Source organism: Oxalobacter paeniformigenes (genome assembly GCF_027158465.1).
Lineage (GTDB): Bacteria > Pseudomonadota > Gammaproteobacteria > Burkholderiales > Burkholderiaceae_D > Oxalobacter > Oxalobacter paeniformigenes.
The window spans coordinates 182,260-198,935 of the sequence record NZ_JAMKYL010000003.1 but is presented as its reverse complement, the minus strand read 5'-3'; the positions used below and the strand labels follow the sequence as shown (position 1 = coordinate 198,935).

15 protein-coding genes and 1 tRNA gene are annotated in these 16,676 nt (G+C 46.5%); 4 read left to right on the top strand and 12 right to left on the bottom strand.

Translation table 11 applies throughout. The features are described from left to right. Nucleotides 1-99 precede the first annotated feature (99 nt). The 7 genes from rfaE1 to NAI64_RS05905 form a co-directional block, all read right to left on the bottom strand. A complete protein-coding gene (gene rfaE1, locus NAI64_RS05935; protein ID WP_269298717.1) occupies nucleotides 100-1,113 on the bottom strand; it encodes a D-glycero-beta-D-manno-heptose-7-phosphate kinase in 1,014 nt (337 codons plus the stop codon). Between the two features lie 94 nt (nucleotides 1,114-1,207). Further along, entirely contained in the window at nucleotides 1,208-2,227 is a 1,020-nt protein-coding gene (gene rfbB / locus NAI64_RS05930) for a dTDP-glucose 4,6-dehydratase (protein WP_269298715.1), read from the bottom strand. Continuing rightward, nucleotides 2,224-3,063 carry a dTDP-4-dehydrorhamnose reductase gene (rfbD, locus tag NAI64_RS05925; RefSeq protein ID WP_269298713.1) on the bottom strand — a complete coding sequence of 280 codons (840 nt, stop codon included), beginning with the start codon at nucleotides 3,061-3,063 and terminating at the stop codon, nucleotides 2,224-2,226. Before rfbD ends, rfbB begins: the two co-directional genes overlap by 4 nt. Then, entirely contained in the window at nucleotides 3,060-3,638 is a 579-nt protein-coding gene (gene rfbC, locus NAI64_RS05920) for a dTDP-4-dehydrorhamnose 3,5-epimerase (protein ID WP_269298711.1), read from the bottom strand. The genes rfbD and rfbC overlap by 4 nt, the downstream gene beginning before the upstream one ends. Further along, nucleotides 3,625-4,515, bottom strand: a complete 891-nt coding sequence (gene rfbA / locus NAI64_RS05915; protein WP_269298710.1) for a glucose-1-phosphate thymidylyltransferase RfbA — start codon at nucleotides 4,513-4,515, stop codon at nucleotides 3,625-3,627. Before rfbA ends, rfbC begins: the two co-directional genes overlap by 14 nt. Before the next feature lie 81 nt (nucleotides 4,516-4,596). Next, complete coding sequence (locus NAI64_RS05910; RefSeq protein WP_269298709.1) at nucleotides 4,597-5,496, bottom strand: hypothetical protein; 900 nt, start codon at nucleotides 5,494-5,496, stop codon at nucleotides 4,597-4,599. A gap of 1 nt (nucleotide 5,497) precedes the next feature. Continuing rightward, nucleotides 5,498-6,607, bottom strand: coding sequence for a glycosyltransferase (locus NAI64_RS05905; protein WP_269298707.1), 1,110 nt, complete (start codon nucleotides 6,605-6,607; stop codon nucleotides 5,498-5,500). A gap of 236 nt (nucleotides 6,608-6,843) precedes the next feature. Between NAI64_RS05905 and NAI64_RS05900 the strand changes: the two genes are divergently transcribed. The 4 genes from NAI64_RS05900 (at nucleotide 6,844) to NAI64_RS05885 (ending at nucleotide 10,909) form a co-directional block, all read left to right on the top strand. Further along, a complete protein-coding gene (locus NAI64_RS05900) occupies nucleotides 6,844-7,386 on the top strand; it encodes a glycosyltransferase family protein (RefSeq protein WP_269298706.1) in 543 nt (180 codons plus the stop codon). Nucleotides 7,387-7,529: 143 nt separating this feature from the next. Continuing rightward, the gene (locus tag NAI64_RS05895) at nucleotides 7,530-8,612 is read left to right on the top strand and encodes a rhamnan synthesis F family protein (protein WP_269298705.1); all 1,083 of its coding nucleotides are present in this window, start codon (nucleotides 7,530-7,532) and stop codon (nucleotides 8,610-8,612) included. A gap of 178 nt (nucleotides 8,613-8,790) precedes the next feature. Continuing rightward, the gene (locus NAI64_RS05890; RefSeq protein WP_269298703.1) at nucleotides 8,791-10,599 is read left to right on the top strand and encodes an ABC transporter ATP-binding protein; all 1,809 of its coding nucleotides are present in this window, start codon (nucleotides 8,791-8,793) and stop codon (nucleotides 10,597-10,599) included. Between the two features lie 222 nt (nucleotides 10,600-10,821). Further along, nucleotides 10,822-10,909, top strand: a tRNA-Ser gene (locus NAI64_RS05885). 125 nt (nucleotides 10,910-11,034) lie between these two features. On the opposite strand, the gene hemW is transcribed toward NAI64_RS05885, so the two are convergent. From hemW to uvrB, 5 genes are all read right to left on the bottom strand, one after another. Next, the gene (gene hemW, locus NAI64_RS05880) at nucleotides 11,035-12,261 is read right to left on the bottom strand and encodes a radical SAM family heme chaperone HemW (protein WP_269298701.1); all 1,227 of its coding nucleotides are present in this window, start codon (nucleotides 12,259-12,261) and stop codon (nucleotides 11,035-11,037) included. After that, complete coding sequence (gene rdgB, locus NAI64_RS05875; protein ID WP_269298699.1) at nucleotides 12,258-12,842, bottom strand: RdgB/HAM1 family non-canonical purine NTP pyrophosphatase; 585 nt, start codon at nucleotides 12,840-12,842, stop codon at nucleotides 12,258-12,260. The genes hemW and rdgB overlap by 4 nt, the downstream gene beginning before the upstream one ends. Nucleotides 12,843-12,857: 15 nt before the next feature. Further along, nucleotides 12,858-13,601: a ribonuclease PH gene (gene rph / locus NAI64_RS05870; RefSeq protein ID WP_269298697.1), complete on the bottom strand. Its 744-nt coding sequence runs from the start codon at nucleotides 13,599-13,601 to the stop codon at nucleotides 12,858-12,860. A 65-nt stretch (nucleotides 13,602-13,666) separates the two neighbouring features. Beyond that, nucleotides 13,667-14,482: a uracil-DNA glycosylase family protein gene (locus NAI64_RS05865; RefSeq protein WP_269298695.1), complete on the bottom strand. Its 816-nt coding sequence runs from the start codon at nucleotides 14,480-14,482 to the stop codon at nucleotides 13,667-13,669. Further along, a complete protein-coding gene (uvrB, locus tag NAI64_RS05860; RefSeq protein WP_269298693.1) occupies nucleotides 14,479-16,605 on the bottom strand; it encodes an excinuclease ABC subunit UvrB in 2,127 nt (708 codons plus the stop codon). The genes NAI64_RS05865 and uvrB overlap by 4 nt, the downstream gene beginning before the upstream one ends. Nucleotides 16,606-16,676 lie beyond the last annotated feature (71 nt).

Below are 16,676 nucleotides of genomic sequence, written 5' to 3'. Positions count from 1 at the left end.
AAAAAAAAAAAAAAAAAAAAAAAAAATTACAATTAAAATTGAAAACAAAATCTATTTTAAACCAACAACTCTCACTACAATTAATTAATTATTTATTTCTCAATGAGAATATCCTTGATCAACTATCGTTTGTTTTAACTCTTCTACAGATACAGTCGCTGTTCCTAATTTACTAACAACAATTCCTGCAGCAACATTAGCTAATTTCATCGCATTAGTAACTGAAAATCCCGCACCTACAGATGCCCCAAGGACTGCTAACGCTGTATCTCCCGCACCAGATACATCATAAACTTCTTTAACCTTGGCGGCAATTTGTTCAACTCTGATATTATCTTTTTTCCCTGAAACATAAATCATGCCATATTCACCAAGTGTAATGATAACATCACCTATTTTATATTGCCAGCATAACTGCTGTGCCGCCTCGCTAATTTTTTGCTGAAAATCTTGAGAAATTGGATCATATTTTTTTCCAACTGCATCTTGAAATTCCTGCAAATTAGGTTTAATTATATTTGCACCAGAATATTTTTCATAATCTTTACCTTTAGGATCAACAATGACTTTCTTTTTCAGTTCACGGCAAACATCTATTATTATTGGTGTAGTTTTATCTGTTAAAACACCCTTTTGATAATCTGATATTAACACTACATCAACAGCCTTTACAGCCCTAACGATAACCTTTTTTATTCGTTCTAATATTGAATCAACAATTGGCAACTCTTCCTCATTATCCATTCTAAGTAAATGGCTGTTTCTCGCAATAAATCGAGTCTTTACAATTGAAGAATAACCTTCTAAATTTAATAAATGACTTTTTGCCTTAGTTTTTTTTAACAATGATGCAATTTTCCAACCACTATCATCTTGCCCAACGACGCCAATAAAAAATGTTTTACAGCCTAATGCCGCCAAATTGGCAACAACATTTCCAGCCCCTCCCAGCATTTCATATTTATGATGAAATTTAAAAATAGGAACTGGTGCTTCCGGTGATATTCTTTCAACATCACCATACATATATATATCCAGCATAATGTCCCCAATAACAAGCACTTTAATACTGGAAAAACTGTCAATTATTTTTTGCTTTACAGAAAAATTCATTATATACCTAACTTTATTAAAATATATTTTAAATGAAATAATTTTTCATTCAATAAAATCCAAATGTCCTTTTTTTGACTCATATTCATGTGTTTCAGTTTTTCGGTTTGCCTCTAAGCAAATACCAGTCAACCGTTTTGACGATACCGGTATCGAAATTCTCATCCGCCTTCCAGCCCAGTTCCTTCGTCAGCTTCGTCGCGTCAATCGCATAACGCAGGTCATGTCCCGGTCGGTCCGTCACGAAGCTGATCAGGTCGGCATATTTCCCTTTCTTTCTCGGTTTTTTTTCGTCGAGTATCCGGCATACGGCTTGTACGATTTCCAGATTGTTCCGCTCGTTGTGTCCTCCGATGTTGTAGGTCTCTCCCGATTTTCCTCTGTGGTATATCAGGTCTATTGCCTTGCAGTGGTCCAGTACGTAGAGCCAGTCCCTTACGTTCTGGCCGTTTCCATAGACGGGTATCGGTTCTTCCGCAAGGCATTTCCGGATGATGGTCGGGATCAGTTTTTCTTCATGTTGTTTGGGTCCGTAGTTGTTGGAGCAATTCGAGGTAGTGACGTTCATGCCATAGGTGTGGTGGTATGCCCTGATGATGAAGTCGGAGCCGGCTTTGCTGGCGGAGTACGGACTGTTCGGCGCATAGGGGGTCGTTTCGGTGAAGTATCCGGTTTCTCCCAGTGTTCCATAGACTTCATCTGTGGAAATGTGGTGAAAGCGGCAATCTTCATATCCTGCACGATATTGTCCTGGTGCTATCATCCAGTGCCGGCGTGCGTTTTCGATGAGGTTGAAGGTTCCCATCACATTTGTTTCCATAAAGGCTTTCGGTCCCTTGATGGAGTTGTCGACATGGCTTTCGGCCGCGAAGTGGATGACGCCCCGGATATCGTGTTGTCTGAATAATGTCTGTATCAGCGCTTCGTCGCAAATATCACCTTTGACGAATGTGTAATTCGTCATGCTTTCGCATTCCGTCAGGTTGTCAAGGTTTCCTGCGTAGGTCAGCTTGTCCAGGTTGATGATGTGGCAGTCCGGATATTTCTCCGCAAAATACGGTACGAAGTTGGAGCCGATAAAACCTGCACCTCCGGTCACCAGAATGGATCTCATTTGCTCTCTCCCATTTGTTTCAAGACATCTGCCAGCGCTTCGCGCCAGTGCCGGATCTTCACATTGAAATCCCGTCTGATTTTCGCCTTGTTCAATACACTGTAATACGGCCGTTTGGCCTTTGTCGGATAACCATCGCTGCCTATCGGATTCACTTCACACGACAATCCCGCTATTTCCGTGATGGCGACTGCAAAGTCATACCACGAACAAACGCCCTCGTTCGTATAGTGATAAACCGCTTTTTGCCCTGACCGTATTTGCGGCAATATCGCCACGATCGCTGCCGCCAGATCGCCTGCAAACGTGGGCGACCCGATCTGGTCATATACGACATTCAGGCTCTGGCGTTCCTTGCCGAGCCGCAACATCGTTTTGACGAAATTGTTGCCATGGGCACAGTAAACCCATGCTGTCCGAATGATAACGGCAGTATCGGCATGCGCCATGACCGCCTGTTCGCCCTCAAGCTTGGTCTTGCCATATACGGAAACCGGATTCGTCATATCGTCTTCGACGTACGGTATATGATGAATACCATCGAATACATAATCGGTCGAAATATGAATGATGCATTTTCCGTACTTGGCCAGCCATTTCGCACCGAGATGATTGGCCAGTTCCGCAGCTTCCGGCTCGTCTTCCGCCTTGTCCACGGCGGTATAGGCGGCACAGTTGATGACCCCCCTGAATGAACGTATTTCGAAAAACCGTTTGACCGCATTTTCGTCGGATATATCGAGTTCCGCACGATCGACATAAACGGCATCGTCACCCAGCAAACGTTTCAGCTCCGTTCCTAGCTGACCATCCGCACCTGTCACCAGCCACATCATGCTTTCCCTGCTGCAAAATAATGAAACGCCGGGGACTGGCTATATGTCCTGAAATCCGGTGCCTGTCTGTCCTTGTCGGAAAGGAGCGCTTTTTTCATATCAATACGCCAGTCGATCGCCAGTTCCGGGTCATCGAATCGCACACTGCCCTCATGAGCCGGCGCATAGAAATTGTCGCATTTATAGGCAAAAACCGCCGTTTCGCTCAATACGCTGAAACCATGACCGAACCCGCGCGGTATCAACAACTGCCGGTGATTATCGCCGGAAAGTTCGACCGAAACATGCCGACCATATGTCGGTGAACCTGCACGCAAATCGACGACGATATCCAGAATCGTCCCTTGCAATGCCCTGACCAGCTTGGCTTGTGCATAATCGCCTTTCTGAAAATGGATGCCTCGAATCGTGCCATAAGACGACATGGACTGATTATCCTGCACAAACGTGTAGTGAAGTCCTGCCTTTTCAAACGCATTGCGGTTGTAACTTTCATAAAAGTAGCCGCGCGCATCCCTGAACAGGGTCGGTTCGATGATATAGACACCCGCCAGCACTGTCTCAAAAAGGTTCATGACGTTCCCTGTAAACTTTTTTCAGATATTCCTTGTAGCTTGATCCATCTTTCATCGCTTCGATCAGATGCATCATTTGTTTATCATCTATATATCCCATCCGATAGGCGATTTCCTCAATACAGGCAATTTTCAACCCCTGGCGTTGTTCTATCAACCCGATAAAGGTCGATGCTTCCAGCAACGAAACCGGGGTACCTGCATCCAGCCAGACATTGCCGCGGCGCATGGGAACCACGCTCATGCGACCTTCTTTCAGGTACATATTGTTCAGGTCGGTGATTTCCAGCTCGCCCCGCGCGGATGGCACCAGTTGACGTGCCTTTTCCACCACATCGCCTGGATAAAAGTACAGGCCGACCGAAGCATAATTGGACTTGGGTATTTTGGGTTTTTCCTCAATTGAAATCGCCTTGAAATTCCTGTCGAATTCCACAACGCCGAAACGTTCCGGATCTGGTACATGATAGGCAAAAATGGTCGCCCTGGCGCCGCGGTTACGAGTGACTTCCTTTTTGAATTCCGGCAACGCTTCCAGCATCCGGAAGATATTGTCGCCCAGAATCAGACAAACATCGTCGTTGCCGATGAAGTCCGCACCGATGGTGAATGCCTGCGCGATTCCTTTCGGCTCCGGCTGAACGGCATACTGGATATGCAAACCGAATTTTGCACCATCCCCGAACAGCTTCTCGATATTCGGCGTATCCTGCGGTGTAGAAATGATGAGGATATCCCGGATATCGAACAACATCAGCGTGGATAGCGGATAATAGATCATCGGCTTGTCATATACCGGCAACAGCTGCTTCGACATGACCTGCGTCAGTGGATACAGACGGGAACCGCTACCGCCTGCCAGAATGATGCCTTTCATGGGATTCCTTTCTGTCAATTTTGACCAGCACATTAATGCTACCGTACATTACTCGATGCACCCTGTCACGTCACCACTTTATCATCCGATCGCATCAAAGTCATGATAGGGAATTACCGAATAAGGAAGTTTTGTCACGGGCGAGCAATTGAAAATCCTGTATTCATGCCGGTTGTACCAGGCTGCCGCCAATTTCATAAAAGGCAAAATCAATTCATCGTAGTCTTTCAACAAACCCGTTCGAATCTTGTCCTTTCCATTTTCGTAGAAACGCGGTTCGGTTTCCGCATTACCGATATCCAGGCCCAGCAGATAGACGTTCGGCACCTTCATGAAAGCTGCAAGCTGTATTCCAGCGCTCATGACAGTACCGGCACGGAACACACCATGCGTCGGCTTGTCGAATTGTGACAGGTTATACGCATCGATACCCAGTTTGCCATGAAAATCCATGTTCTTTTCATGCAGTAGAAAAATCCTGTTTTTCCGAATGATATCCGGCCGTTCGAACGCGATTTCCTTGATCGCCGGAAAAGTCAGAACCATGTTGGTCTCGTCGGGCACGCTGGCCAGCAAATCAAGCCGCTTCCTGCAAAAAAGTTCGTCAACAACCAAAACACATAAAGGATGCAAACCTGCATCCTTTATCAATGTCACCGCGCCATTGAGCAATATGGTATTTTTGTTCGCCAGCTTGTCGACTGCCTGTTTTCGGATAGACGGTCCGCTACCGATAATGAAAAGTTCATCTGGCGGCACTTTCAGATCGTTCGGCAAATCATAAAGAGACAGCGACCGGCACAAAAATTCATTCCGGTCAAACAGGTCGTAATGCAGCGGCATTTCTTCATAGAGCGGCTCGGCTCGGATACCTTCCAGATAATGAACAAGCGGTGTATTTTTTGAATACCCTGCATTTTTAAACAACCGTTTCAGATAACTGCGACGCATTCTGCGCAAAAACTGTCCCATGCCACTCATATCATCTATCCTTACCGGCATCATCTATTAAGGCCATATACTGTGCGACCACAGACTCCAAACGGAATTCGTCACGCAACGGAACCGTATAGTGTTTCGGATTGGCCAGTGCTTTTCTTATATTGGCTGCCAAAGCCTTTGCATCATTTACAGGACTAAGACAATGGCGATATTCTTCTCCAAACAATTCATTTGGCCCACTTGGACAATCCGTACTTACAACAGGAACACCAAGGGCAACCGCTTCAAGAAGCACACATGGAAAACCCTCATAAAATGAGGACAACACAAACAATTTTGCCCTTCTCATAAACGGATACGGATTTGATTTAAAATCACAATAAACAACCTTATCCTGAAGACCAAGCTGTTCAATCAAATTCATGACCCGATCAAATACAGCACCTTTTGCCCTTCCAAGAAGAACCAGCTTTTCTCTGACATCAGATAATGCATAGGCTTTTATCAAGAGCTCATGGTTTTTTTGCTCCTTGAAAGTACCTACATGAATAATATAATCTCCATAAGAATCGATCAGATCCTTATCAGCATCATCATAAGACAATTTTTCAATAGCATTTACATCAACCGGATTATATATATATCTGACGGGTTGTTGTATTGAAAAATTTTTCTTCAAATCATCCATTACCCCTTTGGAAACACATGTTACAGGATGGTTCTTATAAATTGACTCGAGTTTCTTGCGGATACCCGTAGCCTCCCTAACACTTTTACCAGAAAGATACTCGACCGATGTCGTATTGTGTATAATATGCCATACAGGCAAGCGACTGAACTTCATCAGCTTGTCCACATTCGTCAAATTTGACAGAACAAGGTCGGGCATACCAATGTTTTCCAGAATATAATTATCTATTTTCCTCGCCTGCCATTGTTTATAAAATGCAGCCGTAAGGAAATTTCGTTTCGGAAGATCAAGTATATGCAAATGTATATTTTCAGGAAGGCGATGATCAATCACATTTTCAAGACAAACAACATGGCACTCAACGCCCGGACAGGATGCAAACCCCTGATACAACGTAAGTGCAACCTTCTCTGCACCGCCCCCTTGCAAACTTGACAAAACAATGACTATTTTTTTCATAACTTATCGCACTGGAATACAACTGTTAGAATCGACATCCTGCAAAGACAACCGTTACTTTTTAGCTACAATATCATTGTAGCATAAAATGACGTCTTCAAATAATCTTTAATATCAAAAAAAAAAAACCGCACGACATTGCGAAAGGTTTTTTTGCACAGCAAAAAACATACGAAAACGAAAAATCCGGAAAAACATTACAGCAGTATCGATATCGAACTATCATCTCGCAGATTATGAAAAAACTGATTGAAAAGAAAGTATACGAATTCAACGATCTAACGATAAAATCGTATTATATCGGGAAAATTATTTTTTTCAAAAAAATAATCAATCATTTTGAAAAACGTAAAGAATACCGTCTCTTCAACATTTCGCTTTTCAACAACGTTGAATCACATAATAATACAATTACAATAGATAAATACAAATCTGGTCAAAAAGAAATCAAAGCAAATGGCCATAAAGTCAGCATTCTTGTAGATATAACAACAAATACCAGCTCAGCTACGGAAACCATTCATTCCATTCTTTCGCAGACATATGGAAATCTTGAAATTGTTTTTTACGGAAAAACTTCTTACGATACCATAAATTCACTTATAGCACAAAAATACACACCAACTCAGAAAATCAAATGGAATTTTGCTGATTCGATAGAATCAGGTATAAAAAAAGCATCGGGACATTATATAGCCTTTTGTTCGTGTGGCGACACCCTTGAAAAGGAACACATCCAAAAAAAATCGATATTGCAAAAAAGCATCGCATACCCATAATCGTCAATGACGCAAAACTTATTGGCTCCAGCAAAGCCAGAATATATATTGAAAATACAATTACCGACCGAAAAAAATTTCTGAATCCCGGAATTAACAAACTTGACGACGAAGATTGGAGAAATCGAAATTTCATCATCAGCATGTCCTGCTGGATGTTCGAAAGGACCACACTTGAATCCTGTAATTTCTCATGCCTGTCACATCCGAATTTGCTGGATTGGTGGATAGGAAGACAAACCAGTTTACAAAACGTAATTTACTATATTCCAGAAACTCTCACAAACATCCTGTTAAGCGATGATAAATCCGTAAAAAACAACGTTCACACTCTTTACAAAAAATTCCAAGCATTAAAAGGTGATTATTTCCTTGGCATCAAGAAAAGAAAACCTCTTTCGTTTCCACAAAAAAGTACACCTGTATTTTTTTCCCGCGACATAGACAAAAAAAATGCAAAAAGGCGCATGGCAATATTCGCCTCATTCAGTCAAAACGCATCAATTGATGACCATGTTATTTTTTATTTAAACGAGTTGAAAAAATGTGTTGACGGCATTGTATTTATTTCTGACAATCCACTACTTCCTGATCAACTCGAAAAAATAAAAAACATCGTCATCAACGCGCAATGCAAAAGACATGAAGAATACGATTGGGGCTCATACAAACGAGGTTTTCAATATTTACAAGAAAACAATCTACTCTCAGAATCAGATGAACTTATCATATGCAATGATTCCTGTTTTGGTCCAATATTTCCATTTTCCGACTTGTTTTCCGAAATGAACAGCCGCGAAAAAAAATCAGATTTCTGGGGAATCAGCATGGGATATGCAATCAAACCACACATCCAGTCATATTTCTTTTGCATAAAAAGAAACGTCTTCACGAATCCTTGTTTCAGTCAATTTTTGCAATCTGTAACCGCGCAGGAAGACGTTCTTGGCGTTCTGCTGAATTATGAATTTGAATTCACTGAATATCTTGAAAAACACGGATTCAAATATGATACTTACTTTAACTCGTCGCTGGTAGGAAACAATATCAATATGAATGATTTCCTTGACCAGAAAATTCCGCTTGTAAAAGTAAAAATTTTCAACAATACCTATTCGATAAAAGACAACAATATAAAACAGTTCCTGGGCATGATGAGTTTCGTAAACAAAAAACTCTCTGTAATAATAGAAAATTATTACAATAGATTTAATAAAACAACATAAAAACTATCATAACTAATTTTACAAAAACAAACCCTTCGACGAATATTGTTGGTTATCATAACGCAGCATACATGCTGCATTGAAAATTTTATATTTTTGACACCAGTGATGTTATACTGCAACAATATTTTGTATTTTCAATCAGATTCAAACATAAACCGTTACCCAAGCCCTGAAAATGCTTGAACAGCTCCGCAACTCCCCTTTCATCGTCAACTACCGCCGCATGTGGCCATTCGTCAAGCCTTACTGGTTTCGTGCGTTGCTGGCCATGCTCATGTGTTTCCCGATCGGTTCCATGGATGCCGTCATCGCATGGTTCCTTAAACCTTACATGGACATGGTACTGATCGAAAAAACAGCAGGTTCATCTCCATGGTTCGCGCCACTGTTCATTGTCGGTTTTACCGTACTGCAAGGTGGTATGACCTATCTTGTCACTTACCTGAACGTCTGGGTCGGCACACACATCACGCAAGACCTCAAAACTGCACTGTACGACAAGCTGTTGTCTTTTGAAACCTCGTTCTTCGATACGCGCAACTCCGGTGACATCATGTACCGCTTCCACAACGATGCCGATGTCGCCTGTACCGGACTGTTGAGCAACTTGCGCCTTTTCATTTCACGTATCTTTTCGTCACTCTCGCTCATCGGCATTCTTTTCTACAATTCCTGGAAATTGTCACTGATCGCCATCATCGTACTGGGCTGTACCTTCTATCCCATGACGCGGGTACGCAACCTGATTCGCTCGATCGTCAAGAAAACCATCGCATCCGGCTCGCAAACCATGACGGTCTACAACGAAACGTTTGCAGGCAATCGCACGATTACGGCTTACAACTTCCAGCCACAACAAAGGCAGAAATTCCGGGATATCATGAAATCGCTGTTCAAGCTCAACATCAAAATGACACAGCGTTCTTCATGGCTGTCACCGATGATGCATATTACTGCCTCGATCGGGATCGCCGCCACGATCGGATACGGATCGCACCTTATCCTGACCAACCAGCTGACACCGGGCGGTTTTGTTTCCTTTATCGCCGCCCTGCTGATGCTGTACACCCCCATCAAAAATCTGGGAAACAATTTCACTTCCGTCCAGGTCTCGTTCATGGCGATCGAGCGTGTCTTCGAAATTCTCGACACCACACCCGCCATCCATGACAAGAAAGACGCCGTCGAACTCAAGGCCGTCCGCGATACAATCGAATTCAGGAATGTCAATTTCAGCTATCGTCCGGATATACCGATTCTCAAAAACATCAACCTGAAAGTCAATGCAGGTCAAAGTATTGCGCTGGTCGGCAATTCAGGCGGCGGCAAATCCACCATTGTCAGCCTGATTCCTCGTTTTTACGATATCGATTCAGGCAATATTCTCATCGATGGTGTGGATATCCGTGACCTTACCCTGACCAGTCTGCGAGACCAGATCGCCGTAGTCTTTCAGGACAATTTCCTGTTCGCCGGTACGATTCGTGAAAATGTCAGCATGGGGAAACCGGATGCCACTGAGGAAGAAATACGCAATGCGCTGGATATGGCATACCTGACCGACTTTATCGATTCCCTTGAAAACGGGCTGGATACCTACATTGGTGAACGCGGTATTCTTCTTTCCGGTGGACAAAAACAACGTGTCGCGATTGCTCGTGCATTCATCAAGAACGCACCGATCATCATTCTGGATGAAGCGACATCGGCACTGGACAACAAATCGGAAGCAGTTGTTCAGAAAGCGATCGACAATCTGATGCGAAACAGAACTGTTTTCGTCATCGCGCATCGCCTGTCCACTATCCGCAATGCAGACAAAATCGTTGTCATCAACCAGGGAGAAATCATCGAAACCGGTTCGCACAACGAATTGATGGAAATCGAAAACGGTGCATACAAGTCACTTTACAACGCACAGTTCAAAAACTCGGCCAAAAAGGACGATACCGCTTCTTCCGAAAACATGACACCGAATGCATGACAGGAAACCTGCTTTTCCCCGGACGATTGCAGGTTCTGTGATGCTTGCCGGTCAGAAAATGCCACCTGTTTGCACGCACAGTCTGTATGCCCTGCCTTCAGCCGGATCGACTTCGTCAGTTGCCCGTTGAGGCGTGAGCACACATTTGACACACTTCGATCAAATTCAAGCCATACAAACTCGCGCATGGGTGAAAACTTCCTGTATAATTTTCTTTTTTCCGGAAGGGTGGCAGAGTGGTCTAATGCACCGGTCTTGAAAACCGGCGATGTGCAAGCATCCGTGGGTTCGAATCCCACCCCTTCCGCCAGTATCCCTGACAGCTTGCATTTCGGCGACAAATTTTCCCTCTCCTGTCACTGCATCATTACCTGCATAGCACACACCATGACGCATTTTTATCAGCGTCAGTCATGTGCCAATTGCATGCATACATCAATCCGGCAGGAAAATCTGCTGCAAGTCGTTCAGAAAGCGCTTGCCCAGTGCCGTAGGCTGGATATGGACAGGTGAGACTTCCAGAAGGCCGAGTCCGGACGCTTTTTCCAATGGTTTGTCGAGTATCGAAATCGGCAAACCGGTTCTTTCCGTAAACAGGACAGATGAAAAACCGTCCATCAACCGCAAAGCATTGAGCATGAATTCGAAACCGAGGTCGGCAGCCGGCACATCGAACTGTTCTTCCAGCGGAATGCCTTGTGCGATATTGCGCATATACAGTTCAGGATTGCGTAATCGCATTTGCCGGACAACACGCTGGTCCGGCAAGGTGATTTTCGAGTGTGCTGCTGCACCGATACCCAGATAATCGCCGAAAAGCCAGTAATTCCTGTTGTGCCAGCATTGCCGTCCGCTCCGCGCATAAGCGGAAACCTCATAATGAGAAAAACCGGCATCCGCCGTCGCCTCTTCCAGCCATTTTTGCATGCCGTCAACCACGTCTTCGTCAGGCAAGGCAGGCGGATGCTTGAAGTAATAGGTATTCGGTTCGATCGTCAGCTGATACAGCGACAAATGTTGCGTTCCGAAAGAAAGCGCTGTCGAAATATCCTCCTGCAACTGCATCTGCGTCTGTTCCGGCAAACCATACATCAGATCCAGATTGACATTGTCGAAATACCGCTGTGCGATTTCTACTGCATTTCTGGCTTCATCCGCGTCATGGATACGCCCGAGCTTATGCAAAAGTTCCTGATTGAAACTCTGAATCCCGATGGAAAGCCGGTTGATACCGCTTTCCCGGTAGGACTTGAAACGTCCTGCCTCAAAAGTACCCGGATTCGCTTCCATCGAAATTTCCGCATCCGGCAATACCGGCAAACATTCGCGGACAAATGAAAGCAGCTTGTCGACACCGGCAGCCGAAAGCAGACTGGGGGTTCCGCCACCGATGAAAATACTCGAAACCTTGCGCCCCCAGATCATGGGCAACGACAATTCCAGATCACGCCTCAAAACATCCAGATAGTCGCTTTCAGGTAAAACCGAATGTTTTTCATGTGAGTAAAAATCACAATACGGGCATTTGCGAATACACCATGGAATATGGATATACAGTGCAAGCGGTGGCAACACATCGAAATGTGGTGTATTGCCCCCATCCGTTTTACCTGTATCCCTTGTGACAACCCTGTTTGCCGTCACCGGCCTGATCGGAATCACGATAATTTCTCCAGAAGCGAGCGTAACGCCATACCGCGGTGGGAATGGCTGTTTTTTTCTTCAGGCGTCAGCTCGGCAGCCGTTTTGCCGAATTCCGGCAGCCAGAAATACGGGTCGTAACCGAAACCGTTGGTACCTTTGGGATGATCAATGATTTTGCCGAACCAGCGTCCATCCGCGATCACCGGCTGCGGATCATCTGCGAAACGCACATAAACCAGCACGCAATAATAATTGGCCGACCGGTCCTCTATTCCGGACAACTCCCGTATCAGCAATGCATTGTTGCGATCATCTGATTTGGGTTCTCCGGCATAGCGCGCCGAGAGCACACCGGGCCTGCCGCCAAGTACATTCACACAAAGACCGGAATCATCGGCCAATGCCGGTTTTCCGGTCTGTCTTGCGACATGACGCGCCTTGGCAAGTGCATTTTCCACAAAAGTGAAATAAGGCTCATCTGCCTCGCTGACCTGATAGTCCGACTGTGGAACGACACGATAGCCCGCCGGTTCGAGCATCTGGCGGAATTCCCTGAGCTTTCCGGGATTGCCGGAAGCCAGCACAATTTCTTTGGTCATAGGAATCCGCCGGTTTCAGTATTCTTCCAGTCCGAGTACCCGTTTTTGCATGTGGATCAGTTCTCCGATGCCCTTTTGTGCCATACCGAGCATTTCGCCAAGCATCGCATGACTGAAAGCACCGCCTTCCGCCGTTCCCTGGATTTCGACGAAGTCACCCGATTCCGTCATCACGACATTCATGTCCGTATCGCATGAACTGTCTTCCTGATAATCCAGATCCAGCATCGGAACACCCTGACTGATGCCAACCGAAATCGCAGCGACGAAATGGCGCAGCGGTACTTTTTCGATCAGTCCCTCTTCCACCATCAGAGAAAACGCATCATAGGCAGCGATCATGACCCCGCTGATCGAAGCGGTACGGGTACCGCCGTCTGCCTGAATCACATCGCAGTCCAGCTTCAGTGTCCGTTCACCGAATGCATTGAGATCGAACGCCGCACGGATCGAACGACCGATCAGACGCTGGATTTCCTGTGTCCGTCCCGACTGGCGTCCGCGAACCGCTTCACGTTCCATACGGGTATGTGTCGAACGCGGCAACATGCTGTATTCCGCCGTCAGCCATCCGCGTCCCCTTCCCCGCAGAAAAGGCGGCACCGATTCTTCAATACTGGCGGTACAGATCACTTTGGTATCGCCGAACACCGTCAATACGGAACCTTCGGCATATTTGGTGTAGTTGCGGATAAATTCGATAGAACGCATGGCATCCAGCGGACGGCCATTGGAACGGATGATTTGGGAATTAGACATTTTCTCGTTTCATGAAGATTGACAGATGGTTCAATAATGCCACCGAATAAAAAGAATGAAAACCGTTAATTGACTCCATTCTGGCTATCCGGCCGTTTTCCCTGCCTGTACAGAAGCGCCATCGGCCAAAACAGCGATTGCATGGTCCGGTTTCCGATAAAAGACAAATTGTACGGATGTTCCGATACCTTGCAGTCGAACGAATCCGCCAACGGAAGCGACAACAGTTTTTCGGCCATTTTTCCCCAAAGCACCAGCACAATCTTTTCCTGCCGGTTCCGGCTAGCCGAAGCCAATGCGTCCAGCACCACATGAAAAAACGGTTGCCATGCACGCGCCTCACGTGCCGCAGGAACATGCTGCCGGTACACCAGCGCGGCATTCAACAGTAAAAACCCTTTCTCCAGCATCGTTTCCTGCATTTCATCCAGCGTCCGGATATACGGCGCCCCTTCGACAAGTGCCTGCCGTGCAACCGCTTTCATTGCCTCGCTGCCTGTATTATCGATTGCCAGCTTGCCTTCGGCGACACATAGCATCTTGATGAAATTCCGCAATGAAGTCGCCCGGTTGACCGGTTTGGACAAACCGTTTTCCGACCACAAGTCCGTAACGGCCGCATCCATGAAACAATAACCTGATGCGCTTTCCGCTCTGGGATAAGGCCCTTCACCCACCAGCACATACCGCACCGCATCCATCGGCTGTGAAAACGCGGCAAAAAGCCTGTTGCCGGTCGGCAAAAAAACATCGTCCGCCAGTGTTTCCAGATAATCCGGCGACTGTCGCGCAATCGCAGCCAGCCCATTACGCAATACCGGTATCCAGCTGGAATGCACTCTTTCTAGCGTTTTTTCGATGAATTCCGGAAAATTCGTCATTTTTTACCTGCCTTTCCGGTCTTGCCGGCTTTGCCCGCCGCTTCCAGTCTTATCCTGTCGATCACTGCCGCGCCGAACGCACGTTCGCGCAAGACATGCAGCTGATCCCGCGCTTTCGCCGCCTTTTCGAATTCCAGATTTTTTGCGTAATCGGCCATTTGTTTTTCCAGTTTCCGGATTTCACGACTCAATTCTTTTTCGGACATCACCTCATATTGCGCCTGTTCGCTGGCGACATGCGGTTCTTGCAAACGATCCTGCGGATGGAATACCCCGTCGATCAGATCCCGAACTTCTTTCATGATGCCAGACGGCGTAATCTGGTGTTGTTCGTTATAAGCCAACTGCTTTGCCCGCCGCCTTTCCGTTTCGTCGATCGCCCGTTTCATCGAATCGGTCATCGTATCGGCATACAGAATCGCCGCACCGTTGAGATTGCGCGCCGCACGCCCGATCGTCTGGATCAGACTGCGTTCCGAACGCAAAAACCCTTCCTTGTCCGCATCCAGAATCGCGACCAGCGACACTTCCGGAATATCCAGCCCTTCGCGCAACAAATTGATGCCGACCAGCACATCGAATGTGCCCAGACGCAAGTCCCGGACGATTTCTACCCGCTCGACCGTATCGATATCGCTGTGCAGATAACGGACACGCACCCCGTTTTCGGTCAGAAATTCCGTCAACTGCTCCGCCATGCGCTTGGTCAGCGTTGTCACCAGAACCCGCTCGCCTTTTTCCACACGGTCATGAATTTCCGAAAGCAAATCATCGACCTGCGTCTCCGCCGGTCTGACTTCGATAGCCGGATCGACGAGTCCTGTGGGGCGGACCAGCTGTTCGACGACCTGTCCCGAATGCGACAGTTCGTAAGCGGCCGGCGTGGCGGAGACGAAAACCGTCTGCCGCATCTTGCTTTCGAATTCGTCGAACCGCAAGGGACGGTTGTCCAGCGCGGACGGCAAACGAAAACCGTAATCCACCAGATTCGTCTTGCGCGAACGGTCTCCGTTGTACATACCGTTCAATTGTCCGATCGTGACATGCGATTCATCCAGAAACATCAAGGCATCGCTCGGCAGATAATCGACGAGTGTCGGCGGCGGTTCTCCGGGTTTCATGCCGGTCAGATGACGCGAATAATTTTCGATTCCCTTCGTGAATCCCAGTTCATGCAGCATTTCCAGATCGAAACGGGTCCGCTGGTCGATACGCTGCTCCTCGACATACTTGCCGTTTTTGCGGAACCACTCCTTCCGCTCGCGCAACTCGTCCTTGATCGTCTCGATTGCACGCAAGACCGTTGCACGCGGTGTGACGTAATGCGAACCCGGATAAATCGTAAAACGCGGAATTTTCTGCAACACCTTGCCTGTCAACGGGTCGAAGAAATGCAGGCTTTCGACCTCGTCATCGAACATTTCGATACGCAATGCATAATCGGCGTTTTCGGCAGGAAACACGTCGATCGTGTCGCCGCGCACACGAAACGTTCCACGGGCAAATTCCATATCATTGCGCTTGTACTGCATCTGGACAAGCCGTGCGATCACATCGCGGTACGGCATTCTGTCATGTGTGCGCAAGGTCAGGATCATCTGATGGTATTCGTTCGGATTGCCGATACCGTAAATGGCCGATACCGTCGCCACGATCACTACATCACGTCGTTCCATGAGCGACTTGGTACACGACAGGCGCATCTGTTCGATATGCTCGTTGATCGCCGAATCCTTCTCGATGAACAAGTCGCGCTGGGGAACATAGGCCTCCGGCTGGTAATAATCGTAATAGCTGACGAAATATTCCACGGCATTTTCCGGGAAAAACTCACGGAATTCACTGTAAAGCTGCGCAGCCAGCGTCTTGTTCGGCGCGAACACGATCGCTGGACGTCCCAGACGTGCAATTACATTGGCCATCGTATACGTCTTGCCAGACCCCGTCACACCAAGCAATGTCTGGAACGACAAGCCGTCGTCTATGCCTTCCACCAGCTTGTCGATCGCTTCGGGCTGATCGCCTGACGGCGGAAAAGGTTGATGCAATCTGAAAGGGGAATTCGGGAAAGTAACGACTTTTCCGTCATCTTTTTTTGAAGAAATAAGCGATAAGTGAGACATGAGTTCTTACCTTTGATAAGATGTTAGCCGTTGGAAAAAGCAAAAAAATTTTGTTTTTTCGCTCTGCACCG